At 59.3% G+C, this 25,115-nt stretch carries 24 protein-coding genes; 11 read left to right on the top strand and 13 right to left on the bottom strand.

Annotation, left to right across the window (positions count from 1 at the left end; genetic code table 11):
- Positions 1-38: 38 nt before the first annotated feature.
- Positions 39-764 carry a proteasome-type protease gene (locus FPZ52_RS06195; RefSeq protein ID WP_146364646.1) on the top strand — a complete coding sequence of 242 codons (726 nt, stop codon included), beginning with the start codon at positions 39-41 and terminating at the stop codon, positions 762-764.
- Here the strand turns inward: FPZ52_RS06195 and FPZ52_RS06190 are convergent.
- Together FPZ52_RS06190 and FPZ52_RS06185 are read right to left on the bottom strand one after the other, a co-directional pair.
- Positions 761-1,732 carry an alpha/beta fold hydrolase gene (locus FPZ52_RS06190; protein WP_146364645.1) on the bottom strand — a complete coding sequence of 324 codons (972 nt, stop codon included), beginning with the start codon at positions 1,730-1,732 and terminating at the stop codon, positions 761-763. The genes FPZ52_RS06195 and FPZ52_RS06190 overlap by 4 nt on opposite strands.
- Positions 1,729-2,016, bottom strand: a complete 288-nt coding sequence (locus FPZ52_RS06185; protein ID WP_146364644.1) for an SCP2 sterol-binding domain-containing protein — start codon at positions 2,014-2,016, stop codon at positions 1,729-1,731. Before FPZ52_RS06185 ends, FPZ52_RS06190 begins: the two co-directional genes overlap by 4 nt.
- Positions 2,017-2,153: 137 nt before the next feature.
- Between FPZ52_RS06185 and FPZ52_RS06180 the strand changes: the two genes are divergently transcribed.
- The 5 genes from FPZ52_RS06180 to FPZ52_RS06160 all read left to right on the top strand — a co-directional run bounded on the left by FPZ52_RS06180 (position 2,154) and on the right by FPZ52_RS06160 (position 7,007).
- A complete protein-coding gene (locus FPZ52_RS06180) occupies positions 2,154-2,642 on the top strand; it encodes a tetratricopeptide repeat protein (protein ID WP_240804293.1) in 489 nt (162 codons plus the stop codon).
- Positions 2,643-2,695: 53 nt separating this feature from the next.
- Positions 2,696-5,503 (top strand): helicase-related protein, encoded by a 2,808-nt coding sequence (locus tag FPZ52_RS06175; RefSeq protein WP_146364643.1) that lies wholly within the window; start codon positions 2,696-2,698, stop codon positions 5,501-5,503.
- 1 nt (position 5,504) lies between these two features.
- The gene (locus FPZ52_RS06170) at positions 5,505-5,879 is read left to right on the top strand and encodes an RNA-binding S4 domain-containing protein (protein WP_146364642.1); all 375 of its coding nucleotides are present in this window, start codon (positions 5,505-5,507) and stop codon (positions 5,877-5,879) included.
- 49 nt (positions 5,880-5,928) lie between these two features.
- Entirely contained in the window at positions 5,929-6,267 is a 339-nt protein-coding gene (fdxA, locus tag FPZ52_RS06165) for a ferredoxin FdxA (protein ID WP_146364641.1), read from the top strand.
- Positions 6,268-6,497: 230 nt separating this feature from the next.
- Positions 6,498-7,007, top strand: coding sequence for a CarD family transcriptional regulator (locus FPZ52_RS06160; protein ID WP_146364640.1), 510 nt, complete (start codon positions 6,498-6,500; stop codon positions 7,005-7,007).
- Positions 7,008-7,061: 54 nt separating this feature from the next.
- On the opposite strand, the gene FPZ52_RS06155 is transcribed toward FPZ52_RS06160, so the two are convergent.
- Together FPZ52_RS06155 and FPZ52_RS06150 are read right to left on the bottom strand one after the other, a co-directional pair.
- Positions 7,062-9,008 (bottom strand): monovalent cation:proton antiporter-2 (CPA2) family protein, encoded by a 1,947-nt coding sequence (locus FPZ52_RS06155; protein ID WP_146364639.1) that lies wholly within the window; start codon positions 9,006-9,008, stop codon positions 7,062-7,064.
- Between the two features lie 106 nt (positions 9,009-9,114).
- A complete protein-coding gene (locus FPZ52_RS06150) occupies positions 9,115-10,968 on the bottom strand; it encodes a hypothetical protein (protein WP_168201271.1) in 1,854 nt (617 codons plus the stop codon).
- A 114-nt stretch (positions 10,969-11,082) separates the two neighbouring features.
- Here FPZ52_RS06150 and FPZ52_RS06145 point away from each other — a divergent pair, with 114 nt between their 5' ends.
- The 4 genes from FPZ52_RS06145 (at position 11,083) to FPZ52_RS06130 (ending at position 14,551) form a co-directional block, all read left to right on the top strand.
- A complete protein-coding gene (locus tag FPZ52_RS06145) occupies positions 11,083-11,769 on the top strand; it encodes an SIMPL domain-containing protein (RefSeq protein WP_168201270.1) in 687 nt (228 codons plus the stop codon).
- Between the two features lie 240 nt (positions 11,770-12,009).
- On the top strand, positions 12,010-12,819 hold the full coding sequence (locus FPZ52_RS06140) for an ATP-binding cassette domain-containing protein (protein WP_146364636.1): 810 nt from the start codon (positions 12,010-12,012) through the stop codon (positions 12,817-12,819).
- Entirely contained in the window at positions 12,819-13,712 is an 894-nt protein-coding gene (locus FPZ52_RS06135; protein WP_146364635.1) for an ABC transporter permease subunit, read from the top strand. The genes FPZ52_RS06140 and FPZ52_RS06135 overlap by 1 nt, the downstream gene beginning before the upstream one ends.
- A gap of 38 nt (positions 13,713-13,750) precedes the next feature.
- Complete coding sequence (locus FPZ52_RS06130; RefSeq protein ID WP_146364634.1) at positions 13,751-14,551, top strand: hypothetical protein; 801 nt, start codon at positions 13,751-13,753, stop codon at positions 14,549-14,551.
- Here the strand turns inward: FPZ52_RS06130 and FPZ52_RS06125 are convergent.
- The 3 genes from FPZ52_RS06125 to gltX all read right to left on the bottom strand — a co-directional run bounded on the left by FPZ52_RS06125 (position 14,548) and on the right by gltX (position 17,974).
- The gene (locus tag FPZ52_RS06125) at positions 14,548-15,045 is read right to left on the bottom strand and encodes a flavin reductase family protein (RefSeq protein WP_146364633.1); all 498 of its coding nucleotides are present in this window, start codon (positions 15,043-15,045) and stop codon (positions 14,548-14,550) included. The genes FPZ52_RS06130 and FPZ52_RS06125 overlap by 4 nt on opposite strands.
- A 140-nt stretch (positions 15,046-15,185) precedes the next feature.
- A complete protein-coding gene (gene gltA / locus FPZ52_RS06120; RefSeq protein ID WP_146364632.1) occupies positions 15,186-16,490 on the bottom strand; it encodes a citrate synthase in 1,305 nt (434 codons plus the stop codon).
- Positions 16,491-16,570: 80 nt separating this feature from the next.
- Positions 16,571-17,974: a glutamate--tRNA ligase gene (gene gltX, locus FPZ52_RS06115; protein ID WP_146364631.1), complete on the bottom strand. Its 1,404-nt coding sequence runs from the start codon at positions 17,972-17,974 to the stop codon at positions 16,571-16,573.
- A 119-nt stretch (positions 17,975-18,093) separates the two neighbouring features.
- On the opposite strand from gltX, the gene FPZ52_RS06110 reads away from it, so the two are divergent.
- Positions 18,094-20,268: a ComEC/Rec2 family competence protein gene (locus FPZ52_RS06110; RefSeq protein ID WP_146364630.1), complete on the top strand. Its 2,175-nt coding sequence runs from the start codon at positions 18,094-18,096 to the stop codon at positions 20,266-20,268.
- Here FPZ52_RS06110 and lexA read toward each other — a convergent pair.
- The 6 genes from lexA to FPZ52_RS06080 all read right to left on the bottom strand — a co-directional run bounded on the left by lexA (position 20,262) and on the right by FPZ52_RS06080 (position 25,070).
- Positions 20,262-20,942, bottom strand: coding sequence for a transcriptional repressor LexA (gene lexA, locus FPZ52_RS06105; protein ID WP_146364629.1), 681 nt, complete (start codon positions 20,940-20,942; stop codon positions 20,262-20,264). The two genes, FPZ52_RS06110 and lexA, sit on opposite strands and share 7 nt — an antisense overlap.
- 73 nt (positions 20,943-21,015) lie before the next feature.
- Positions 21,016-22,185, bottom strand: a complete 1,170-nt coding sequence (locus tag FPZ52_RS06100; RefSeq protein ID WP_146364628.1) for a molybdopterin molybdotransferase MoeA — start codon at positions 22,183-22,185, stop codon at positions 21,016-21,018.
- Positions 22,182-22,661: a cyclic pyranopterin monophosphate synthase MoaC gene (moaC, locus tag FPZ52_RS06095; protein WP_146364627.1), complete on the bottom strand. Its 480-nt coding sequence runs from the start codon at positions 22,659-22,661 to the stop codon at positions 22,182-22,184. Before moaC ends, FPZ52_RS06100 begins: the two co-directional genes overlap by 4 nt.
- Entirely contained in the window at positions 22,661-23,473 is an 813-nt protein-coding gene (gene trpC / locus FPZ52_RS06090) for an indole-3-glycerol phosphate synthase TrpC (protein WP_146364626.1), read from the bottom strand. Before trpC ends, moaC begins: the two co-directional genes overlap by 1 nt.
- Positions 23,470-24,489, bottom strand: a complete 1,020-nt coding sequence (gene trpD, locus FPZ52_RS06085) for an anthranilate phosphoribosyltransferase (protein ID WP_146364625.1) — start codon at positions 24,487-24,489, stop codon at positions 23,470-23,472. The genes trpC and trpD overlap by 4 nt, the downstream gene beginning before the upstream one ends.
- Positions 24,486-25,070: an anthranilate synthase component II gene (locus FPZ52_RS06080; protein ID WP_146364624.1), complete on the bottom strand. Its 585-nt coding sequence runs from the start codon at positions 25,068-25,070 to the stop codon at positions 24,486-24,488. The genes trpD and FPZ52_RS06080 overlap by 4 nt, the downstream gene beginning before the upstream one ends.
- Positions 25,071-25,115 lie beyond the last annotated feature (45 nt).

Below are 25,115 nucleotides of genomic sequence, written 5' to 3'. Positions count from 1 at the left end.
ATTGTCGCTCTGCCTGTTTCAGGCTTTCGGAGACTTCAATGACATACTGCGTCGGGCTCTTGGTGAATGAAGGTATGGTGTTGCTGAGCGACACACGCACCAATGCGGGGCTGGATCACATCTCAACCTACAAGAAGATGTATATCTTCGAAGAACCGGGTGAGCGGGTGATCGTCATGATGACTGCGGGCAACCTGTCGGTGACCCAAAACGTCATCGCGCGGCTGGAAGAAGCTATCGAAGCGCCCGAGGAATCCGCGACCCCGTCGATCATGCATACCGAAAGCATGTTCAAGGTGGCCGAGGTGATCGGCAAGACACTGTCCGATGTGGCGACCGAGGTTAGCGCAAAGATGACCCGCAACGCACAGGCGGCCTCTGCCAGCATGATCGTCGCCGGTCAGCGCCAGGGCGGTCCGATGCGGATGTTTATGGTCTACCCCGAAGGCAATTTCATCGAGGCCACGCCAGATACGCCCTTCTTCCAGATCGGTGAACATAAATACGGCAAGCCAATTCTCGACCGTGTGGTGACACCCAAGACAAGCCTCGCCGATGCACAGAAGGTCGCGCTTCTGTCTATGGATTCGACGCTGCGCTCGAACCTGTCGGTGGGGATGCCCTTGGATATGACGGTGATCCGGCGCGATGAATGTCGTGTGTCGAGTTTCCGCCGGATCGAACAGGGGGATGAAGTCTTTGCTGCAATGAGCACCGCTTGGTCGCAGGCGCTGCGCGCTGCGTTTTCCGAAATCGAGATCTAGGCGTTCTGCTCGAACAGCGCGACGCAGCGGTCCAGAAACAATTGCCGCCGCTCGGGCGTCTCCATCATCGTTTCGTGCTTGCCGCCGGGGACAACCACGGTGTCGCCCAGCGGCCAGCGCTTGGCGGTGTCGAACATAGCGTCGGTGCTGACGATGTATTCCAGTTCCGGCACGAAGGTTAGCGTTGGTATCTGCGGGGTAGCGTTTGCCACCAGATCGCGACTTTCGGCGAGCGTGCGATAGAGCCACGGGATGGACGGGCCGCCCAGATGCAGCCCCGGCTCCACGTCCAGATGGCGCTTCATATAATCCATCATGTCCGGATCATGCGTCAGCATGTTGTCGCTGCGGGGAGCCTCGCTCACATAGGTCTGGCGAGAGGTGCTGGGCGTAATCAGCCCGTTCCAGGCCATCTTGTGCCCTAACCAACTGAGCCCCCAGGCAACCGGGCGCAAAACGCCGTTCATCTGCAAGCCCCAAAGCGGCGCACTGAAGGCGCAGGCCTGCACGTCGAAGCGGTCATCCAGTGCGCGCAAGCCGATGGCTCCGCCCATGGAATGCGCGATCATATACCAGGGGCGCGGCATGTCCTGTGCCAAGGCAAAGACGCGAAGCTGTGCCAGATCTTTCTGATAGTCCAGAAAATCCTCGACATGCCCGATCAGGGGGTCGTCGAGCAACCGCTCTGACAATCCTTGCCCGCGCCAGTCGATGCTGACCATGCCATAGCCCCGTTCCAGGAAATCGGATGCGGTGCGACCGTATTTTTCGATGTATTCCGTGCGGCCGGGCAGAAGAAAAATCGTCCCGGCTTTTCCTTTGGACAGCATGCCCAGCCTGATCTTCACGCCGTCCGCAGCCATCGCCCAAGCCGCGAATGCGCCCTTGGGCGCGTCCGCGACGTCGGCGTGGAATGGGGCGGACGGGAATGCGGATTTATCCGGCTGGATATGCTGGACCCGGGTCACGCCAGCGCGCTGCCCAGCTTCATCGCAAGCCCCATATCTCCATCGACTTTCAGCTTGCCGGACATGAATGCGGCAGTCGGATCCAGATCGCCTTCGAGGATAGCCTGAAACGTCTCGGCATCGGCCGTCAGGGTGACATCCGCGTCGCCGTCATCTGCTTTCGCACCGTTCTCGTCGATGATGATTGAACCTTCATCTTCGATCTCGAACTTGGCGGTCCCGTCGAAGCCGCCATCCATCTTGTCGTTCAGCGCGTCAACGGCCTTTGCGACGATGTCACTCATGATATATCTCCCGAGTAGAACCGTGAATTTATCGACATTCACGGCAAATGGACTACATTCCGGATATGACCCGACTGTGGCAGCTTTTCAAATGTACCGTCACGACACAATTATGTGTCTCCTTACTTGCGGGCACTTTGTTCGCCCAATCAACAGGTTTGGACACGCTGTTCGATCAGTTGCGCGATCCACGGACGCAGGACTGGGAGGCAGTCGAGGAGCAGATCTGGTCTGAGTGGTCCGACAGTGGCTCGCCCTCGGTTGATCTGTTGCTGGAGCGTGGTCGCGCGGCGCTGGAGGCCGGGGACACCACGACCGCCATCGAACATTTCACTGCTTTGACCGACCACGCACCGGACTTCGCCGAAGGCTGGAACGGGCGTGCAATGGCATTCTATGCCGAAGAAAAGCTGGGGCCGGCGATGAGCGATCTGGAACGGGTCCTGGCGCTCAACCCTCGGCATTTCGGTGCAATGACGGGATTGGCACAGATCCTGGTGCAGCTTGGCTACGAAAAGGAAGCGATCAGCGTGTATCGGGCCGTGCATGCTATACATCCGCATCAGCCGGACATAAAAGACGCCCTGGAAAGGCTTGAGCAGGCGCACGGCGGAAGTGCGCTCTGATTAAGATGGATCAAAAAAGGGATGTGGAACCACGCATCCCGAAGGAATGAGTGATGCCGTCCAAGGGGCGCGTCGAGGCCATACTTGGCCCGACCAACACCGGAAAAACCCACTACGCTATCGAACGGATGCTGGCCTACCCTACAGGGGTTATCGGCCTTCCGCTGCGGCTGCTTGCACGTGAGGTCTATGACAAGATCAAGGCCATTCGCGGTCCGTCCGTCGTTGCGCTGGTCACGGGCGAAGAACGCATTGTTCCGGATCGCGCGAAATACTGGGTCTGCACTGTCGAAGCTATGCCGGTAGGAATTGGTGCGGACTTTGTAGCAATCGACGAGATCCAGCTTTGTGCCGACCCGGAACGCGGCCATGTCTTTACCGACCGATTGCTGAATGCGCGTGGTCAGCACGAGACACTGTTTCTGGGTGCCGGGACCATGCGGTCCGCCATCGCGTCGCAGGTGCCGGGTGTGCAGTTCCAAAGCCGTGAGCGCATGTCGGAACTCGTTTATGCAGGGCCGAAAAAGATCAGCCGCATGCCGGGGCGTTCGGCGATCGTCGGCTTCTCCGTCGACAACGTCTATGCTATCGCGGAACTGCTCCGCCGTCAGAAGGGTGGGGCAGCGGTGGTCATGGGGGCGCTCAGCCCGCGGACGCGAAACGCACAGGTCGATCTCTACCAGAATGGTGATGTCGATTACCTCGTGGCGACCGACGCCATCGGAATGGGGCTGAACCTGGATATCAAGCATGTTGCGTTCTCGGCCCTGTCCAAATTCGACGGCCGCCGTATGCGCCCGCTGCAGCCAAACGAGCTGGCCCAGATCGCGGGACGGGCAGGGCGGCATACCCAGCATGGCAGTTTCGGTGTTACGGGAGAGGCACCCACGCTGCCCGATGAGGTCGTCGAGGCCATCATCGACAACCGCTTTACACCCATCAAGAAAATGCAGTGGCGAAACTCGGTGCTTGAATTCGGAACCGTGGACCGCCTGATCGGATCGCTGGAGCGCCCGCCGCAGGACGAATGGCTGTCACGTGGGCGTGATGCCGACGACCTGATCGCGCTGAAAACCCTTGCCGCCAGCCCCGATATTCAGGCGCGCAGCACCAACCCGAACGCGGTTCGGTTGCTTTGGGATGTGTGCCGAATCCCCGATTTTCGTGGCATCAGCCATGCTGAACACGCCAATATGTTGCAGGGCATCTACGAACATCTTTCCGAATTGGGTCGAATCCCCGATGATTGGCTTGCGCGACAGGTCAAACGCATTGATCGTGTGGAAGGAGATATCGACACATTGTCGAAACGTCTGGCCTTTATCCGCACATGGACCTATGTCGCGCAGCGCAAAGGGTGGCTGGATGACGAAAGCCATTGGCGCGAGCGCACGCGCGCGGTAGAAGACCGACTGTCGGACGCATTGCATGAACGTCTGACCCAAAGATTTGTAGATCGCCGGACGTCAGTCTTGCTTCGGCGGTTGAAGCAGAAGGAGAGCCTTGTGGCTGAGGTGAACGATAAGGGTGAAGTGACGGTGGAAGGCCAGTTTGTTGGTCGCCTTGACGGGTTCCGCTTCAGTCAGGACAAGGCAGCGACGGCGGATGAAGCCAAGACGCTGCGGCAGGCCAGCCTGCAGGCACTGGCGCCGGAATACCATCTGCGCTCGGACCGCTTCTACAATGCGCCGGATACCGAAATCGATTTCACCGATCAGGGCGGGCTGATGTGGGGCAACAATGCGGTCGGCAAGCTGGTCGCGGGGCCGGAACCCTTGAAGCCGCAAGTGGTTGCCTTCGTTGATGAAGAGGCCGGACCGGATGTCGTCCAGAAGGTCCAGCGGCGCTTGCAGCACTTCATTGACCGCAAGATTGCCGCGCTGTTCGAGCCTCTCTTGGGGCTGTCCCGAGACGAAGCGCTGACAGGCCTCGCGCGCGGCTTTGCGTTCCGCATGCTGGAAGGTCACGGCATCATCCCCCGTGATCAGGTCGCTGACGACGTGCGTGCGCTGGATCAGGATGCGCGGTCGGCCCTGCGCAAGCATGGCGTGCGGTTTGGTCAGTTCACGATCTTCATGCCGCTTCTGTTGAAGCCCGCACCGACGCGTCTGCGCCTTGTGCTTTGGGCGCTTCAGAAGGGGCTTGATGACTTTCCTGAGGCACCGCCGCCCGGCTTGGTCACTGTGCCTACTGGCAAGGATACGCAGGACGGTTATCACACCATGTCAGGCTACCGTGCCGCTGGCGAGCGTGCGATCCGCATCGATATGCTGGAGCGCCTGGCCGATCTTCTGCGTGTTCAGGACACGCGCGGCGGGTTCGAGGCGACGCCGGACATGCTGTCGATCACCGGTATGACCCTGGAACAGTTCGCCGAATTGATGCAGGGGCTGGGTTATGCTGCCGAACGCGGCGAGCGTGAAAAGCAGCGGGTCGAGGTCAAGGATGCGGCAACGGAAGCATCTGCCGATGTGCCCACGACCGAAGAAACCACGACAGAAGAACAGGCCCCGGAAGTGCCAGCGGATGACGCGCGGCCGCAGGACGGGGACACCGCTCAGACGGACGTGAGTGAAGCGAAGGAGACGCCGGTCGAAGCCGCCCAAACTGCAGCTACAGAGCCGCAGATCGAGGTTTTCTACACCTTCAAATGGGCACCCAAACGCCGTGGCGGAGGGCGGCCCGCCAGCCAGCAGCGCCAAGGCAAGGGAAAACCGAAATCCGGCAAGCCCAAGGGTAAGCGTCAGGGCGGCAAGCAGGATGGACCGCGCACTTTCTCGTCCAAGCCGAAGAAGGAAGACAAGATCGATCCTGACAACCCGTTCGCGGCCGCTCTGATGGGGCTGCGCGACAAGGGCTGAGATGTCAGATAGCGCGCCAGCAACACTGCGGGCCGATAAATGGCTGTGGTATGCGCGCTTCTTCAAGTCGCGCAGCCGCGCGGCGGACGTCGTGACCGGCGGACATCTGCGGATCAACTCGGAACGGGCGAAAAAAGCGTCCGTCCCCGTGCGCGCCGGCGACACGTTGACCTTTCCACAAGGTAAAACCATTCGTGTCGTAAGGGTGTTGGCTTTGGGCGAAAGAAGGGGACCTGCATCGGAGGCACGCCTGCTTTACGACGATCAGACCCCCGCCACGGCCCCCGATCCATCGGCACCCAAGCCGGTTGCCGGAAAGCCCGACAGCAAATCCCGCCGCGCAGCCCGGAAAACCAAGTCGATGCCGCTTGAATGATCTGATTGAGAGGCATAGGAAGACCACCGAACCAGTTACGAGCTATCAAATGACTTACGTTGTCACCGAGAACTGTATCGCTTGCAAATACACCGACTGTGTCGAAGTATGCCCCGTCGATTGCTTCTACGAAGGTGAGAACACATTGGTCATCCACCCGGATGAATGTATCGATTGTGGCGTCTGCGAACCGGAATGTCCGGCTGACGCGATCCGCCCCGATACCGAGCCGGGCATGGAAGGATGGGTCGAGTTCAATCGCAAATACAGCGAGATCTGGCCGGTAATCTACACCAAGAAAGACCCGCTGCCGGAAGCGGAAGAGCGCGACGGCGAATCTGGCAAGATGGAGAAGTACTTTTCCGAAGCGCCGGGTGAAGGTGGTTAAGTTAACGTTACGTTACATTTAGCCTTTTCATGACGTTGTACTGCGAAGTTAGAGTGATTTCGCAGGCGCCTTTTCGTGGCCCGAATTATTTGCTATATTCTTCTTTCGACATTGTGACGGTTTGACCCTCCTGCAGGATGGTGCGGGGGTGGCCTTTCTTGCCCTCGTATGCTGCCGGGGGCACCGTTCCGGTCAAGGAAGACGCGGCAACAACAAAGGATAAGAACCTGATGACTAAAGCGAAGTCGTCCGAATTTCGCCCGAATGACTACGTCGTTTATCCGGCTCATGGCGTTGGTCAGATCGTATCGATCGAAGAACAGGAAATTGCCGGCATGACGCTGGAACTGTTCGTCATCTCTTTCGAGAAAGATAAGATGACGTTGCGGGTTCCTACGAACAAGGCCACGGAGGTCGGGATGCGTTCGTTGTCCACCCCCGATGTCATTGGTCAGGCCCTGACGATTCTGAAAGGCAAGGCCAAGGTTAAAAAGGCCATGTGGTCACGTCGCGCCCAGGAGTATGAGCAAAAGATCAATTCGGGCGACCTGATTGCGATTGCCGAAGTGGTGCGCGATCTTCATCGTGCCGACGATCAGCGCGAACAAAGTTATTCCGAACGTCAGCTTTATGAAGCTGCGTTGGAGCGCCTGACCCGCGAAGTTGCTGCTGTTGGCGGCACTGGCGAAGATGATGCGCAACAAAAGGTGGACGAGGTTCTTCTGAGCCGCGCCGCCTGATAGGGATCAATCCCGCATTCAGAAAGAGCCGTGCCGAAAAAGGCGCGGCTTTTTCTATGCCTTGTGCTGAAAGGATACGCGGCGTGATCGAGGCGCAGTTTCGCGATCCGTATCCAGCTTTTCCTCCTGCTCCTGGGCGGTGACAAGCTGGCTGACCAGCGCGGCTTCGAGTTCTTTATTCAGCTCTTTCGATCGCTCTATATACGCCTTGTTCTGTCCGACCGGGATGGACGGGTTCCAGAACTCCGCCAGTTCACGAACAGCGTGCCGGTCCATCTGGAAGAATGTCTTCTCTAGCTTTGCGGCCTCAAACTCAGATACGCCCATGTTTTCCAACACATAGCGGGCGGCACGTAGCGAACTGTCGAACATCTCGCGCACGATGTCATTGGCGCCCGCCTGGTACAATTCATAGACATGCACCCGATCCCTGGCGCGGGCAACGATATGAAGATCCGGCCGGATGGACCGCGCGTGCCTGACGATCCGCGTTGTGGCGTCCTTTTCATCCATCGCGGCGACAAGAACGCTCGCTTCTTCGATTCCTGCAGCCTTTAGCAACTCGGGACGGGTGGGGTCGCCCAGAAATCCCTTGAAGCCAAAGCTGCGCATCAGGCGGATGGTGTTGAGATCATGGTCCAGAACGATGGCCTTGAAGCCGCTCATCTGGATCATGCGATTGACGACCTGCCCAAAGCGACCCACGCCAGCAATGATGATTGGGCCTCGTTCCGTGATAACGTCGGGGGTCATCGCTGGATCGCTCTCGCGCAGTCGCTTGGCGATGAATTCGTAAAGTATGAACAGCAGAGGCGTCAGAAGCATGGATAAGGCGACGACCAGATAAAGCGTCTGAGACAGTTCTCCGCCCAACACACTTTGCTGCGTGGCGAATCCGATCAGAACGAAGCCAAACTCACCGGCTTGGGCCAGACCGAGCGTGAACAGCCACCGATCGCGTCCCTTTATTCGGAAGATCAGTGCCAGCAGGAACAGCACCGCCCCCTTGATCAGAACTACGGCCAGCGTCAGGCCCAGCACGAGGCCCGGCTCGCCGAAGAATATGTTGAAATCAATGCCCGCGCCGACAGTGATGAAAAACAGGCCCAGAAGCAGCCCCTTGAATGGCTCCAAATCCGATTCCAATTCGTGCCGGAATTCGGAGTTGGCCAGGACGACGCCTGCAAGAAAGGTTCCCAAGGCAGGGGACAGATCGACCATCAGCATCAGGCACGCGATGGTAATCACGATGAACAGCGCGAACGCCGTATACATTTCCCGCATGCGCGAGCCATGAATGAAGCTGAACGCCGGTCGCGTTAGATAGATGCCGGCCAGCACGATGGACACGATGGAGCCGAGCGTCAGCAGGGTAACCCCCCAACCCGGCAGCGTATCGATGAAGGAAAAGACGGCCGTGCTGGCGTCGGTGTCCATTATGCCGTGGCCGCCATGCGCCGCATCCTCGCCATGGTCTGCGGGGATGGCCGCGCTGGCGAGCAGGGGCATAACGGCCAGCATCGGGATCACGGCGAGGTCCTGTGTCAGCAGAACCGAGAACGCACCACGCCCACCGCTGGTCTGCATCAAACCTTTCTCGGTCAGCGTTTGAAGCACGATTGCGGTGGATGACAGGGCAAAGATCATGCCCACTGCTAGTGAGACCTTCCAGTCATGACCCAGTGCCATACCTGCGCCCGCGATCAACGCGGTGGTGACGGTGACTTGCAATCCGCCCAAGCCGAGCAGCTTTTGACGCATGGCCCAAAGCGCACGTGGTTCCAGTTCCAGCCCGATCAGGAACAGCATCATCACCACCCCGAATTCGGCGAAGTGTTGCAGATCCTTGGTTTCGCTACCTACAAGGCCAAGCGCCGGGCCGATCACAACACCCGCCAGGAGATAGCCAAGCACCGATCCCAGACCCAGACGGGCGACAATGGGCACCGCGACGACCATTGCCGTCAGATAGATCATGGCCTGGAACAGAAAACCTTCCATTGAGTCTCCGTGTATGGCGTGTTGCGTCTTGATATGATGGCGGTTTTCGACGGCAGTGTGAATGCGTCGGTTGCGACTGTTTCAAAGGTGACGCGAATGTGAGCGCCTAGCCCTGAGGCATGCGCAGAAGATAGTTCCGGTTGCCCTTGGTGTAGGTCAGTTCACCGGTGCGGATGGCAGCAACCCGCCCGCCGTCCAAACGATCACCGACCGAGACATTCATCACCCGACCGCTGGACAGCCGCACCAAGGCGCGTTGCGATCCGGATTTACCAAATGTCCCAAGCAGATTGATATCAGAGAGGATAATCTTGTCAGGGCCAGCGCCGCGCGTGGTCAACACGGTTTGCTGCGGCTGCGCCTGTGGTGCCGGTTGTTGCGGTTGTGGTTGCGGGCGCGCCGGTGCAACGGCGGCGGTCGACGCGGCTGTTGCGACTTCGGCCAGATCTTCGCGTCCTTCCATTTTCGCCGCAACGCGAGCTGCGACGGCGCGCTCGATCACACCATCCGGGCGAAGCTTGGGCCGGGGCGTCTGATCAGCGGCGAGCTCCGTTGCCTCGGCGATCAATGCCTGTGCTTCGGCGATTCTGGCGGCGGCGTCTTCGATCTCGTCAGGGCGCTGGGTTGGGCGTAAACGCGCGAGTTCTGCAAAGGTCCGTCCACCGAACTGGTAGCGCTCGAACCGCTCGGCCAGATCGTCGGGGCGCTGCGGTGGACGTGCCTTGCGCATCGCCTCCAGAAGCGGGTCGGGTTCGGGATCGGCCCCGGCATCGTCGGCAATGACGATGTCTTCACCGCTCGCTTCACCCGCCTCGGGGACCGCTGACAGCCGCAGTGCCATTTCCGGCCGCGTCAAGCCTGTCGCGTCTTGCAGCGCCACCGCATCCGCGCCCAGCTCCGGGTCGAGACCGGGCTGTTCCAAACCATCCAGATCCGCAGCGACGGGAGAGTGACGCATGGCGCTGTCAGGCGAAAAGATGAGATCCGCATCCGCGAACCGCGGCACCGGTGTAACGTCCGTGGCGGGGTCTTCGACGTCCGGTTCAGGCGTGGCTTCCGGCACGCTGCCAGACATGATTTCTGCGACCGGGGCTTCGGTGTGTTGTGTCGCCGGTTCCGAGCGTGGCAGCAGAACGACTGTCCCCAGAACCAGCGTCAGAACCGCCGCCAGGGTCAGAACGAGTTTCGCCTTTCCAGTCGCGGTTCGTTTTGGCGGGTTGGGCCGAAGCCTTCCGATAAGTGCCCCCAAGGACCGCCGTTCTACATCGGCGACAGGAGCAGAGGCGTCGCTATCTTCGAAGTGGTCGGGATTACCTTCAAATGGTTGCAGACGGGCCGCGAAACGGGCGTGTTCCCGCGCGATGTTGATATCGGGGGGCGCAGGTGATGAAATGGCCCGTTTGGCTGCCGCAGCCGGTGGTGGGGCACGCTTGGGCGCAATGGGCGTGACCGGAGGTATCGGGGCGACGTTTGCTGCGGTCGCGCTGTCAAGGATCGTATCCAGATCGCCGAACCATGGCGGTGAGGCCAGTTTTGGCAATCCGGCGGGCCCGGCCATGCCTGCCAGCTTCAATCCGCAGGCCGTGACGAAAACGGCGGCTTCCCGCATTGTCTTGCGCGCGACGATTGCGACGGCCATGCTTTCACTGGTCATAAGCCAATCGAAGCAGAACTCGGTCCGAGGCAGCTTGATCCGATCCTCGATCAGACTGCACAGCGCGTCAGACGGATCAGCGACCGCAAGCGCGGGAGTGATTGGAAACGTCTCTATTCGGATTTGCTCTGCGGGCAGAACGGCCACGATGTTTGTTGCTCCGCCGTCAGCGCATAGCTGTTTTACGTCCTTGGCCAGTTGCGTTGATCCGGTGTCTACATGACCGCATTCCTGCCATTCCGCCCCGACATATTTCGCCAGGATGATGGCGGATTCGGTAAAGTGGAGAGCAAAGGACCCGGTCATGGCAGTGCGGAACTCACATCAACGTGTTTAATACGTTCACTATATCAGGTTTCCACGGCGGGAATAGACACCCTATCTTGCTTAGTTAGGATCAATGCCAAAAAGGAACTTGATATGTCGCTCAAAACCGTAGCCTTGGCCGCCGCGCTCGTTTCCGCGTTCTCCGTGGCGCAGGCAGACACACGCCAGATCATGGTGTCAGGGCAGGGCGAAGCCACTGCTGCCCCTGATATGGCAACTATACGCATCGGCGTTGTGGCGCGAAACGACAGTGCCGCCGCTGCGATGACGCAGATGCGAGAGGCGTCCGCCGCCTTGATTGCGCGGCTTGAAGCCAGCGGGGTCGAAGCGCGGGATATGCAAAGCGATACGCTGAACCTGATGCCGCTGCGTGATCGCGACAATGAGGGCAATCTGATTGAGCAGGGCTTCGAGGCGCAATCTGTACTCGCTGTGCGCGTGCGCGACCTGTCCACCCTTGGCACGCTTCTGGACAGTGCAGTAACGGAGGATGGCGCAAACCGTCTCGATAGCCTTTCCTTTGGGATGCAGAACGACGCGGCTTTGCTTGACGAGGCCCGTCGCGCGGCAGTTCAGGATGCGCTGGATAAGGCCGCGCTGTATGCCGAGGCTGCGGACGTGACACTCGGCGATATCCAGTCGATTTCCGACCCGCAATCGTCTCCACGTCCCGAGATGATGATGCGTGCGGCTTCGATGGCAGATGGTGGCATGCCCATCGCCGCCGGAGAGGTTGGGATCACTGCCTCCGTCAATGTCGTCGTCAATATCGCTGACTGATGTGATTGGGTCGCGGGCGTCCTTGAAATGCCTGCGGCCAACCAGCTTGATCCGCCTGTCCCTTGTCGGACCGCTCTGGCTAACCTAAGGTAAGAATAATTTCTTATTGAATCGGCTGTTAGCTGGGCCGTGGCAGGCGGTTCAGAGTATTTTGAGCGGTGGTATTGATGTTTGATCGGACGGGCCATTCGCAGGGCTTTCTGGCTGGTTTCATGTTCCTTCAGTTCGACGGAGGTGTGCATGGATAGCAGCGGACAGGAACGTCTGGCGCTGGCATTGCGTCGCGCGAAAGAGCGTTCGGCTGGTTCTCCGGTCGCACCGAACATCTCTCCCGAAAAGATTCGCGAGGCGGTGAAAGGCCCCGGTATACGCCCGCTGGAAGACCGGACGGCGCCGAAACGGCGCAGGACAATCGCGCGCATGCGGGTGGAGGAGCTGCAGATCGCCGGCCACCAGGCGCTTTCATTTACAGTGGGACGAAATGACTGCACAGCCCTGCTCGGAGACACGGACGGGCTAGGTCGTGACATTCTGCGCTGTGTAATGGGGTTGGAACAGCCTGCCGCCGGACGCGTCTTGTGGGACGGTACACAGCTGCGGGCGCGGGCGCGCTTCACCACGATCCGCCGTTGGTTCGCCTATATCCCGCGCGGTGGTGGTGTATTTGACGATCTGACGGTCGATGAAAACCTGCGATTGGCGCGGCTGTCGGCCGGGCGCGGGCGCAACGGGGTCTTGCCGGAGGGCACCGCGTTCAACCGACTTGGCGGGTTTGACGGTGCCGCTTCAGGACTTCCTCCTTTCGAGCGTTTGCTGCTGGCCATCGCAATCGCGACCCTTCGGGAACCGGAGCTGGTTGTGCTCGATGATCCACTGTCCAATCTGCCCGTCGAAACGAGACCCGAAATGTCTGCTCTGATTGCGGATCATTGGGGCGGATCGACGTCTTTGCTGATAACCGAAAACACTGCTGAGCTTGCAATGAAGCTCGACGCGGAGAATATCCTCCTTGATGCGAAAACTCGCGCGCGAGAGGGGCCGATCCACTGATGAGCGGCAGAACTGGCAGCGCGATCCTGATTATTATACTACTGACTGCAACGCTCGGCGGTGCATGGAGCCTGTGGCCCGCCAATATCTGGCGCAGCAGCATGCTTGATGCGATCACCGTTGCGTCGCTCGTCTTTCTGCTAGCTGCCGGATTGATCATCTTCTACGGGCTCTCTGATCTCGTGAATCTGACTTTTCCGGCCTTTATGCTTCTTGGGGCCACCGCGCCGGACGTGTTGCTCGCGCACCTGCCGAGGGACTTGATCCATCCGGTTGCGTTCACGGCGATCCTTCTATTGGCCGTCGGGCTGATTGGTATCGCTGTGTTCGCCCTGTTCGTGCATCCGCTACAACCAGATGTCAGACGCGGAACTCTTGCGCTGCTGGCAGTTACGATCATCGCCACTGTGGGGCTGGATGATCTCGACTTTGAACAGGCTTTTATTTTACCGCGATGGTCGCCTTATGCGGCGGCTGCATTGCTCGGTGCCGGGTTCCTTCTGTTCAGAAATTGGCGCTTGCCACGCCTGACGATGCGCGCATCGCAGAGCAACCCCGAACTGGCCCGAATGTTTGGCCTGCGCCTTGGCCGCTTCGCGCTTGCCGGTTTCGTCCTGTCATGTGTTCTGGCGGCGCTTGCGGGTGCGCTGCTACATGCGACACCAAGCACGGCGCCGCATGCTGGCCTGTCAATTGTGGCAATCCTCGGGGGCATGACGTTCATCAGTTGCGGGATGCGGTCGATGTTACTTTGCGCACTGACGTCCTTACTGTTCGGGGCCGTGTTCTGCTTTGGCGAATTGCTGCGTGTTGATGGTGGTCTGATTGCCTGCTCCGCGCTGCTCGTTGGCGCTGTCGGGCTGGGCGCGGCAAACGGGAAGGTATCGGTATGACTCGACCCCCTTCGCCTATCCACCTGATTAGACGCTTGATGGCTGTCGCCGTCGTTGTGTTGGTCGTGGTGATGCCAATCTTCCGGCCGGATCTGTTGAACGTCCAGTCCGCGCTACAGATATCCTGCGCCGTGCTATTGGTGGCCGGGTATGATCTTGCGACCAACAGACAACGTATCGACCCGGCGCACGTGATCTACCTTGTGATAGGGTCCTCGGTCGGAATGATCGCACCCGATCAGGTCGCGGCAGGGACGGTTTGGGGTGTGGTTGCTCCGATAGGGCTGAGTATCGTTATAGCCTTTGCCGTCTGGGCGTTGACACGGGGCGTTGGAAATGCGGCCTTCACGCTTCTGTCGGCGTCGGCCCTTGCATTATTCTGCTTGATCGCGCTGCCGCAGAATACTGCCCGCGATATATCGGAGTTCTTTGTTTTGCCTGAAGGCATGACAGATGAGCAATTGCCGGTCGTCGTCGCGGGAAGTCTGGTCGGCCTCGCCATGTTGTGCCGCCCGAGGCAGTCTGATTCCGTCGCGCTCGCCGCACATTTGCTGGGGGCGGCGCTGACCTCGACTGCTGGCTTGATCTGGGCGCTCTGGGGGTATCCGGTGGATATTGATACGACAAAACTGGCAATCGTTGCTGCGGCGGTGCTGTGTGTGGTCCATCTGGGCGGGGCAGTGACGATCTACGGTCCGGTACTTCTTTCTGCCGTTGTCATGGCCGCTGTGCAGTTTGCTCCTGCCGAACTTGCGACGCTGGGGCCCTCGCAAATCCTGGCGTTGGTGGGGTGCGCCATGGCGATGATCGCGATGGTTCTCCCGCGTGAGAACTCCTAGCCGTCCAACAGATTGAATTGTCCAAACTGACCTCGTGCGAACAGAAGCGGCGCACCGGTGCGGTGTGATGCCTGAAGGACCCGGCCCAGAATGACCAGATGATCGCCGCCATCCATCTGGCTTTCCTTGGCACAGTCGAAACGTGCCAAGCAGTCGTCAATCAGCGGCACGCCAGCCTCATCGGGGTTCCATGATAACCCGTCGAAGAAATCGGGATTGCGGGCAAAGCCCCGGACGATATCCAGTTGGTCCGAGGCCATGATGTGAATCGCGAACCTTTCCGCCATTGCGAACACGTCATAGCGCGCCGACGCCTTGGCTGGTGACCACAGAACCAGTGGCGGGTTGAGCGATACGCTCGCAAAGCTGTTTGCCGTGATGCCGATCGGTCCATCCGGGCTGTTTGTCGTCACGACCGTAACGCCGGTAGCGAACTGTCCCAACGCCTCGCGAAACGCCTTTTGAGTGTCGGGGCCGGGGACAAAGCTTTTCATGGCATCCTTTCTTGGCCGTGGTCAGGGCGCCCGCGAATAAAATCACATGTCGCCAAAGGCGGCGAGTCGAATTCCCCGGACCATGCGACAGAAAAGCCGCCCATGGTAAGGGCGGCTTCGTGCGTTGCTACATCGCCTTGCTAGCGGTTTTCGACATCAACATAGTCGCGTTCGGTAGCCCCCATATAGAGCTGACGCGGACGGCCGATTTTCTGGTTCGGATCGCCGATCATTTCCTTCCACTGGGAAATCCAACCGACAGTGCGCGATAGCGCGAAGATCGGGGTGAACATCGAGGTCGGGAAGCCCATCGCCTCCAGGATAATGCCAGAATAGAAATCGACATTCGGGAACAGCTTCTTGCTGACGAAGTAATCATCGTCCAGCGCCTGCTTCTCCAGTTCCTTGGCAACTTGCAATGTGGGGTTGTTTTCGACACCCAGTAGTTCCAGAACTTCGTCGGCCGACTGCTTCATCACCTTCGCGCGCGGGTCGAAGTTCTTGTAGACGCGGTGACCGAAACCCATCAGGCGGAACGGATCGTTCTTGTCCTTCGCGCGCGCGATGTATTCCGGGATACGGTCCACGCTGCCGATTTCACGCAGCATTTCCAGACAAGCCTGGTTTGCGCCGCCATGGGCTGGCCCCCACAGGCAGGCAATCCCGGCCGCAATACAGGCGAACGGGTTTGCACCCGATGAGCCAGCCAGGCGCACGGTTGAGGTCGATGCGTTCTGTTCGTGGTCGGCATGCAGGATGAAGATCCGGTCCATCGCGCGGCTGAGGATCGGGTTGACCTCAAATTCCTCGGCGGGAACCGCAAAGCACATACGCAAGAAGTTCGCGGAGTAATCCAGATCGTTGCGCGGATAGACGAAGGGCTGACCGACGGAGTATTTATAGGCCATTGCCGCGATCGTCGGCAGCTTGGCGACCATACGGATCGCCGCGACTTCGCGCTGCCACGGGTCCGTGATGTCGGTGGAGTCGTGGTAGAAGGCCGACATCGCACCTACAACACCGGTCATGATGGCCATCGGATGAGCATCACGGCGGAAGCCGGTGAAGAAGCGGTGCATCTGTTCATGCACCATGGTGTGTTTGGTGACTCGGCTTTCGAAATCTTCCAGTTCCGCGCCGGTCGGAAGTTCGCCGTAAAGCAGAAGATAGCAGACTTCGAGATAGTGGGATTTCTCGGCAAGCTGGTCGATCGGATAGCCGCGGTGCAGCAACTGCCCCTGACCGCCGTCAATGAAGGTGATCGTCGAATCGCACGATGCGGTCGATGTGAAGCCCGGGTCATAGGTGAACACGCCGCCTTGGGCGTAGAGCTTGCTTACATCGATTACGTCCGGTCCCAGCGTCGGGGAATAGATCGGCAGGTCCAGTGTCTTGTCGTCAAAAGACAGCGTGGCAGTGCGTGTGGATTGAGATGTGTCAGGCATCAGGTCCTCCGTTGCCGACCGGTACGACGAGCGCACACGGTTCGAGGGTAATCGTAAAGCCGGGCCAGCGCATGCCGGCCTCAGCTGGTCGCATCCGTCAGGCGGGCGATGGTTTCATCCCGACCAATGACAAGCATCATATCAAAGACACTGGGTGAAACGGCGCGACCGGCAAGCGCTGCACGCAATGGTTGCGCGACCTTGCCAAGCTTTGTTCCGTTCCGCTCTGCCACATCAGCGACGACAGCCTCCAGCGTTTCGCGCTCCCAGCTAGCATTTTGCAGCTGCGGCGTCAATTCTATCAGTATACTGCAGGATACATCGTCGATAGCCTTCGATGATTTCTCATCCAGTTCAAGTGGGCGATCTGCAAGCACAAAATATGCTTTTTCAATAAGTTGTGGAATTGTTTTCGCGCGATCCTTCAGGCAGTACATGGCCCGCGAAAGCCCCTCTTGTTGCCCGCCGGTTAGCTTCGGCTGACCAGTTGCGGACAGAAAGTCTTCGATCTCTGCAAGCAGTGCAGCATCATCCGTCATGGCGATATGCTGACCACAGATATTTTCCAGTTTTTTGAAGTCAAAACGGGCCGGAGACTTGCCAATTCCGTCGAATCCGAACCATTCCAAGGCCTGCTCCGTGGTGAACACCTCGTCATCGCCGTGGCTCCAACCGAGTCGGGTCAGATAGTTGCGCATCCCTTCAACCGGATAGCCCATCGCGCGGTATTCCTCGACGCCAAGAGCGCCGTGCCGCTTGGACAGTTTCTTGCCGTCGGGGCCATGGATCAGTGGGATATGAGCGAAAACCGGTACATCCCATCCCATCGCGTTGTAAACAAGAATCTGGCGGGCGGCATTGGCCAGATGATCGTCGCCGCGTATCACATGGGTGACGCCCATATCGTGATCGTCGACGACGACGGCGAGCATGTAGGTCGGCGTGCCGTCCGAGCGCAGGCAGATCATGTCGTCCAGCTGGTCGTTTTTCCAGGTAACAGCGCCCTGAACCTGATCTTCGATCACCGTTTCGCCGTCGCGAGGGGCCTTAAGGCGAATGACGTATGGGGCGTCAGGGAAGGTCGACGGGTCGGCATCGCGCCAAGGTGACTGGAACAGGGTGGAACGGCCTTCTGCACGGGCTTGTTCGCGGAAGGCGGCGATTTCTTCCTGTGTCGAGAAACACTTGTAGGCGTGGCCCGCATCCAGCATCTGGTGCGCGACCTCCGCATGTCGGTTCGCACGTTCAAACTGGCTGATCACGTCGCCGTCATGATCAAGGCGCAGCCATGACATGCCGTCCAGAATGGCTTGGGTCGCTTCAGGGGTCGACCGGGCCCGGTCGGTGTCTTCGATCCGTAACAGAAACTTGCCGCCGCGCCCACGCGCATAGAGCCAGTTGAACAGCGCCGTCCGTGCCCCGCCGATATGCAGGTATCCGGTGGGAGATGGGGCAAAACGGGTGACAACCTGTTGATCGGTCATTTCTGGCTCCTTGGAATTTCGCGCAATGATTAGACTGCGGCCCTTGGTCCGTAAAGGGTCGCGCCGTGCGATTCCGGCCCCGCAAGTGGCTTCCGTTAAGAAATCGGAAACCATGATTGATGAAGACTTGGTGGCAAGATCACCCGGAGCTTCAATTGCTGCAATCGATCAGCCCTGTTCGGACCATCGCTCTTCAGCGGGGGCGGCTTCTGTTGTGGGTGCCGGTTTTTCTTGCGACCGGGATCGGGCTTTATTTCCGACTGCCGAATGAACTTGCGCCGGCGGTTCTGACTTTTCTCGCGCTGACAGCGGCTGCGTTGGTGCTTGGCGCTCGTTATGCCGATGAAACGACAGGGCCTCTGCTTTACGCGTTGGCGCTGGTGTTGGTCGGGGTCGCTTTGACGGGCGCGCGTGCCCATCAGGTTGCAGGTCCGGTTCTTGGGTTTCGCTATTTCGGCCCGATAGAGGGGCGCCTGATCGAGATCGACCGATCAGGCAGTGACAAACTGCGGATCACCTTGGACCAAGTGTATCTTGAAAACACGCCCATCTCGCGCATCCCTGACAAGGTGCGGGTGTCGTTGCATGGGTTCGTTCCCGTTGGTGTCCTCCAGCCGGGTTGGCGCGTGGCGACGACCGGGCATCTGTCGGCTCCTGAAGGCCCGGTGGAGCCGGGTGGGTTCGATTTTCAGCGTCACGCGTGGTTCGACAGATTGGGTGCAGTGGGCTACAGCCGCAACCCGGTCGTCCGGATCGTTCCGGCGGAAATAAGTTGGCGGATCAGGGTATTCGGAGTGCGAACGGCGTTGTCCGCATGGGTGCAAAGCCACTTGTCGGGACAGACGGGAGCATTCGCCGCGGCAGTCCTCACGGGGGACCGATCTTCGTTGGACCAGAAAAGCACGGAAACCATGCGCGCAACCAATCTCGCGCATCTTCTGGCAATTTCAGGGCTGCATATGGGGCTTCTGACGAGCGTGGTGTTCGCGGCATTGCGCACGGCGATCGCGATCCTGCCGCCATTGGCGTTACGGGTGAACGCGAAGAAATGTGCGGCGGTCGGCGCCTTCTTCTGCGCGTCCCTCTACCTGCTTCTGTCTGGTGGCAGCATCGCGACGCAAAGGGCGTTCATCATGGTTTCGGTGATGCTCGCCGCCGTACTTCTGGACCGTAAGGCAATCACGTTGCGCGCGGTTGCATTGGCCGCGATCATCGTTCTGGTGTTGTTTCCGGAGACGCTTTTGAGTCCGGGGTTTCAGATGTCGTTTGCTGCGACAACGGCGCTGATCTGGGCCTTCTCCGGTATGAAAAAAATCGACCGTTCTCATGTGCCCAAATGGCTGTGGCCCGTATTGACCCTGGTGGTTACCTCCGTGATCGCAGGGCTTGCGACAGCTCCTATTGCGGCGGCGCATTTCAATCAGATGGCAAGGTATGGGCTGTTGGCGAACCTGCTGGCGGTTCCGGTGATGGGCACCATTGTTATGCCTGCGGGCCTGCTTGCGTTCCTGCTTGCACCGCTAGGATTGGAAAGATGGCCTTTCGCGATCATGGGGCTGGGTATCGACTGGATATTTTTCAGCGCGTCCTGGGTGGCAGATTGGTCGGGCGGGGTCAGGAAGATTGTGGCCCCACCGGCGAATGTGCTGCCCTTGATCGGTTTGGGTGCGGTGGGTGTTGTGATCTCGATGGGCTGGCTGCGATTGGTCGGCGCGATCATGTTGTCGGTTGCTGCGAGTCTTTGGCTCGGTTCTCAAAGACCCGACATGTTGATCAGCCCGAGCGGTGGACTCGTGGGGCTTGCCGGCAACGAAGGACGCGTGCTGAGCAAACCGAGAGGCGATGGGTTTGCGGCGTCAGAATGGTTGGAAAATGATGGGGACGCGGCCGGTCAGCGTGAGGCATCGGCGCGGGCAAAGCCCAAGGGCCGGCTATTTCTTGGGGATATTCACGTAACTGTTCTGACACCAGGAAAAGCGCGGGGACTGGTTGAATGTCCTGAAGGTCTGACCATCTCGGCTGACGTTCCGGATCGACAATTGGATTGTCCGCAGCTTCTTGCGCCGGACAGCTTTAACGCGACAGGGGCGCTCTCGGTCACAAAAGACGGGCCGGGCTGGATAATACGTTCTAGCCGCATCGCATCCGGTGAACGGTTATGGAACTCAAAGAAGCTCCGCTTGGGTGTCTATCCGGGCCCTCTATCTGCCCCGCCAGAAGACGCCCTCGCTGCCCTTGAAGTTGTTTACGGGGTTTTCGAGCAGATCGGTCAGGTCAGTGCGAGCAATCAGTAGGTCCGGATCAAGCCGACAAGCTTCCCCTGCACTTCAACCTGATCCTCACGGAACATCCGGGTTTCATAGGACGCATTCGCGGGTTCCAGTGCAATCGTACTGCCGCGTTTGCGATAACGCTTCAGCGTGGCTTCATAGCCTTCTACCACAGCGACAACGATTTCGCCGTTCTCTGCAGACGACCCTTCGCGGATGACAACCACATCTCCGTCATTGATGCCCGCCTCGATCATAGAGTCACCTTTCACTTCCAGCGCATAATGTGCGCCGGCATTGCGAAGCATGTTCGGAGGGACACTTACACTGTCGGCACCGTCATTTATTGCTTCAATCGGCAAACCGGCTGCGATGCGCCCCAGAAGAGGCACTTGGTTTCCGTTCTGCGCAGCAGCTGCGGGGACCGCGGGTTTGTCACCTTCGATCACCCGCGGCGTGAAGCCATTGGAACGGCCCTCCAGCGCTTCGGGCAGCTTCACAATTTCGATTGCGCGGGCTTTGTGTGCGAGGCGGCGAATGAACCCACGTTCTTCCAAAGCGGTGATCAACCTATGAATGCCGGATTTGGATCGCAGATCCAGCGCCTCTTTCATTTCATCGAAAGACGGAGGCACGCCGTCTTTCTGAACTTTACGATTGATAAGGTCGAGCAGATCAAGTTGCTTCTTGGTCAGCATACGACAGGGCCCTCGCGCGAACATGTTTGCATAATGTTCTAGGTGCGTTCCTGATTTGTGTCAATTCATTCTGTCATATTTGAATGATTTCCACTTCTTGACCGGCCTGGGCAGGCGCAGCGTTGGGCGGGCGGATCAGCAAACAGTTCGCGCCACTGAGGATTGTCTGAAGAGAACTGTCCTGGTGGTCATAGACGGTAACCGAACCGCTTTCGAACATCGCACGCATGTAATGTTCTCGCGGACCATTATGCGGCAGATCCCGGCCGAGTGTCGCGGTTATACGCTGTATCGGCGCAGCTGGAAGGCCTTGCAGGTAGCGCAAGGCTGGGCACACAAAGATTGTGCCGCATACTATTGATGATACTGGATTTCCGGGAAGCCCAATCAAGGGTATTCCATTGAACATACCAGCCATCAGCGGCTTGCCCGGACGCATCGCGACCTTGTAGAAATAACGCGTCAAACCAAGCTCTTCAGCAGCGTTCCCTAGAAGATCGTGGTCGCCGACCGAGGCGCCACCGCTGGTGACAATCAAGTCCGAGTTCGCGGCGAGATCGAATGCGCCGCGCAAGGCTGACAGATTATCACGCGCAATTGGCAGTATTTGCGCGATGCCGCCCATGTTCTCGACCAGCGCGGCCAGCCCAAAAGCGTTCGAAGCAAAAATCTGGTCAGCCCGCACATCGTCGCCAGGCATGACAAGTTCGTCGCCGGTAGAGATGATCGCTACTTTGGGGCGGCGATATACCTCGATTTCAGGCTGGTTCATCGACGCGAGAAGGGTGAGTTCAGTGGCCCCCAAGCGACGTGGTGCGCCCAAGCGGAAGCCCTCCGCAAAATCAGAGGCACGCGCACGGATAAAGTCTTGCTCAGACAGGTCGCTGATCTTGATCCGGTCTGCGTCGCGCGTCGTGTGCTCCTGGATAACGATCCGATCTGCGCCGACAGGTACGGGCGCACCGGTGAAAATGCGAACGGCTTTCCCGTTGCCGATAGGCCCTGCGAAGGCGGCACCGGCTGCCGAGGTGCCGATAACGGTGAGTTCTTTCCCGAGTTCCGCGTCATCATGCCGGATCGCGTAGCCGTCCATCGCGGAAGCAGGGAAGGGCGGTTGGTCGCGCGGCGCGATTGCATCTACTGCCAGCACGCGCCCGTTGGCTTGCCGTAAGGGAATGTTTTCCGTTCCAACAGGCGTCAGTAATGCGAAAATCCGCCCCAATGCCTCGGGGACAGATATCACCCCTTGACCTCGTATCGGCCTGACTTGCCGCCTTCTTTCATGTCAAGGTGGATATCAGTGATTTCCATGCTCTTTTCGGCAGCCTTCAGCATGTCGTAAAGCGTTAGTGCCGCGGTGGATACGGCGGTCAGGGCCTCCATTTCCACGCCAGTCTGACCAGTCGTCTTGACGGTGGCTTGAATGCGGATGCCGGGCAGGGCTTCATCCTCGCGCAAATCCACGGCAACCTTGGTGATGGGCAAGGGATGACACAAGGGGATCAGATCGGAGGTGCGTTTTGCGCCCATTATGCCCGCCAGCCTTGCCACGGCCAGTGGATCGCCCTTCTCGACCCGACCTTCGCGAACCAGGGCAAGTGTTTCCGGCAGCATCCTGACGGCACCTGACGCAACGGCCACACGCGCTGTAATGTCCTTTTGGGACACATCGACCATATGCGCATGGCCCGCATCGTCGAAATGGGTCAGGCCAGCCATCAGTGCATGCCGGAGGTCAGCGGCTGGCTCAGCAGCCGACGCGTGGCACTGGCGACATCATCCTGCCGCATCAGGCTCTCGCCGATCAGGAAGGAACGCACCCCGTAACGTGCGAGGTCGGCCAGATCTTCACGGGTGGATATGCCTGATTCCGCCACGATGATGCGGTCCTCGGGGACGATCCGGGCCAGCTTGCGAGTGGTGTCCAGCGATGTCTCGAAGGAATGCAGATCGCGGTTGTTGATGCCCAACAAGCGTGATTTCAGTTGGTTGGCGCGTTCGAGCTCGTCCTGGTTGTGGACCTCGACCAGCACATCCATGTCCCATTCAAACGCGGTGGCTTCCAGTTCCGCCGCTTGCGCATCGCTGACGCTGGCCATGATGATCAGGATGCAATCCGCCCCGAGCCCGCGTGCCTCGATCACCTGATAGGGATCATACAGGAAATCCTTGCGCAGGGCCGGCAGAGACGTGGCTTGCCGCGCTTGCGTCAGATAGGTGTCGTCCCCCTGAAAGGAGGGCGTATCGGTCAGCACCGACAGGCATGCCGCGCCGCCATCCTCATAGGCCTTCGCCAAGGCAGGCGGGTCGAAATCTGGTCGGATCAGCCCTTTTGACGGGCTTGCCTTCTTGATCTCCGCGATCAGGCCGTAGCCGGTTCGGGATGCTTCCAGAAGTGCATCTGCAAAACCGCGCGTGGGTTCTGCGGCCTTGGCGCGTTGTTCCACCGTGTCAAGGGGGGTTTCGGCCTTCCGGGCGGCGACCTCTTCCAGCTTGTAGGCTTTGATCTTGTCCAGAATGGTTTCGCTCATGCGTTTGCCTTGCTGGCCTTGGCCAGCCCTTCCACTTTGTGTTTCGCTGCGCCGCTGTCGATGCTTTCACGGGCCATGGCCACGCCTTCGGGCAAATCCGATGCCTCGCCGACCACAACCAGAGCGGCAGCGGCATTCAGGCAGACCGCATCGCGATAGGCGCTTTGCGCCCCATCCAGCAGGGCAGCCAAAGCGCGGGCGTTTTCGGCCGGTTCACCACCAAGGATCGCCTCCAGAGGGTGGACGGGCAGTTTTGCATCTTCAGGGTGAATTTCGAATTCGGTGACTTCGCCATTCTTCAGCGCGGCCACCCATGTCGTGCCGGTAATCGTCATCTCATCGATACCGTCACTGCCATGCACAAGCCAGGCACCATGCGATCCAAGTCGTTGCAACGTCTCGGCCATTGGTCGGATGATGTCGCGCGAAAATGCGCCTGTCAGTTGGTATTTGACGCCGGCAGGGTTCGTAAGCGGCCCGAGGATGTTGAAAATTGTCCGCGTGCCAAGTTCCGATCGCGTGGGCATGACATGCCGCATGGCGGGGTGGTGCATTGGGGCCATTAAAAAGGCGATGCCGTTCTCGGCCAGCGCGTTTTCGACGACATCCGCGCCGTTCATCACCTCGATACCCAGTTTGCCGAGTGCGTCGGCCGCGCCGGACTTTGAACTGAGATTGCGATTGCCGTGTTTGGCGACCGCGACACCAGCCCCCGCTACAACGAAAGCGGTGGCGGTGGAGATGTTCAGCGTGCCCACCCCGTCACCGCCGGTTCCCACGATATCCATTGCGCGATCAGGTGCCTTCACGGGAATGCAGCGTTCGCGCATCGCGGCAGCGGCGGCGGCGTATTCCTCTACCGTTTCGCCGCGGGTCCGCAGTGCCATCAGGAAACCGCCCATCTGGCTTGGCGTGGCGTTGCCCTCGAACAGAATGTCGAAGGCCCGGCGGGCCTCGTCGCTGGTCAAAGGTCGTTGGGCCGCAGCAGCGATCAGCGGTTTCAGATCGTCGCTCATGCCGCTACTGCCGCGTTCTTGCCGAGGAAGTTGGCGAGCATCTGGTGACCGTGCTCGGAGGCGATGCTTTCCGGGTGGAACTGGACGCCCTCGATCGGCAGTTCCTTGTGCCTCAGCCCCATGATGGTGCCGTCGTCGAGCCAGGCAGTGACTTCCAGGCAGTCGGGCAGGCTTTCGCGCTCCACGACCAGGGAATGATAGCGGGTAGCCTTGAAGGGTGAAGGCAGATCACGAAAGATGCCGGCGTCCTTGTGGTGGATCTCTCCCATCTTGCCATGCACGATTTCATGGCACCGCACGACCTTTCCACCGAACGCCTGACCGATGGTCTGGTGGCCAAGGCAAACGCCCATCAGGGGGATCTTGGCCTGGGCCGCCGCTTCGGTCAGTTCCAGGCAGATACCCGCCTGATCCGGCGTGCAAGGGCCGGGCGACAGTAGGATCGCCGAAGGGGTCAGCTCAAGGGCCTGATCCGCCGTTATCGCGTCGTTACGCCAGACCCGGACATCGGCACCCAACTCGCCCAGATAATGCACCAGATTATAGGTGAAACTGTCGTAGTTATCTATAAGTAGCAGCATGAGTCCGGTTCTTCTTCTTGGATGGCGGAAAGCCTTCGCAACTAT

Source organism: Qingshengfaniella alkalisoli (assembly GCF_007855645.1).
GTDB classification, from domain to species: Bacteria; Pseudomonadota; Alphaproteobacteria; order Rhodobacterales; family Rhodobacteraceae; genus Qingshengfaniella; species Qingshengfaniella alkalisoli.
This window is presented reverse-complemented; position numbering and strand designations above follow the sequence as displayed.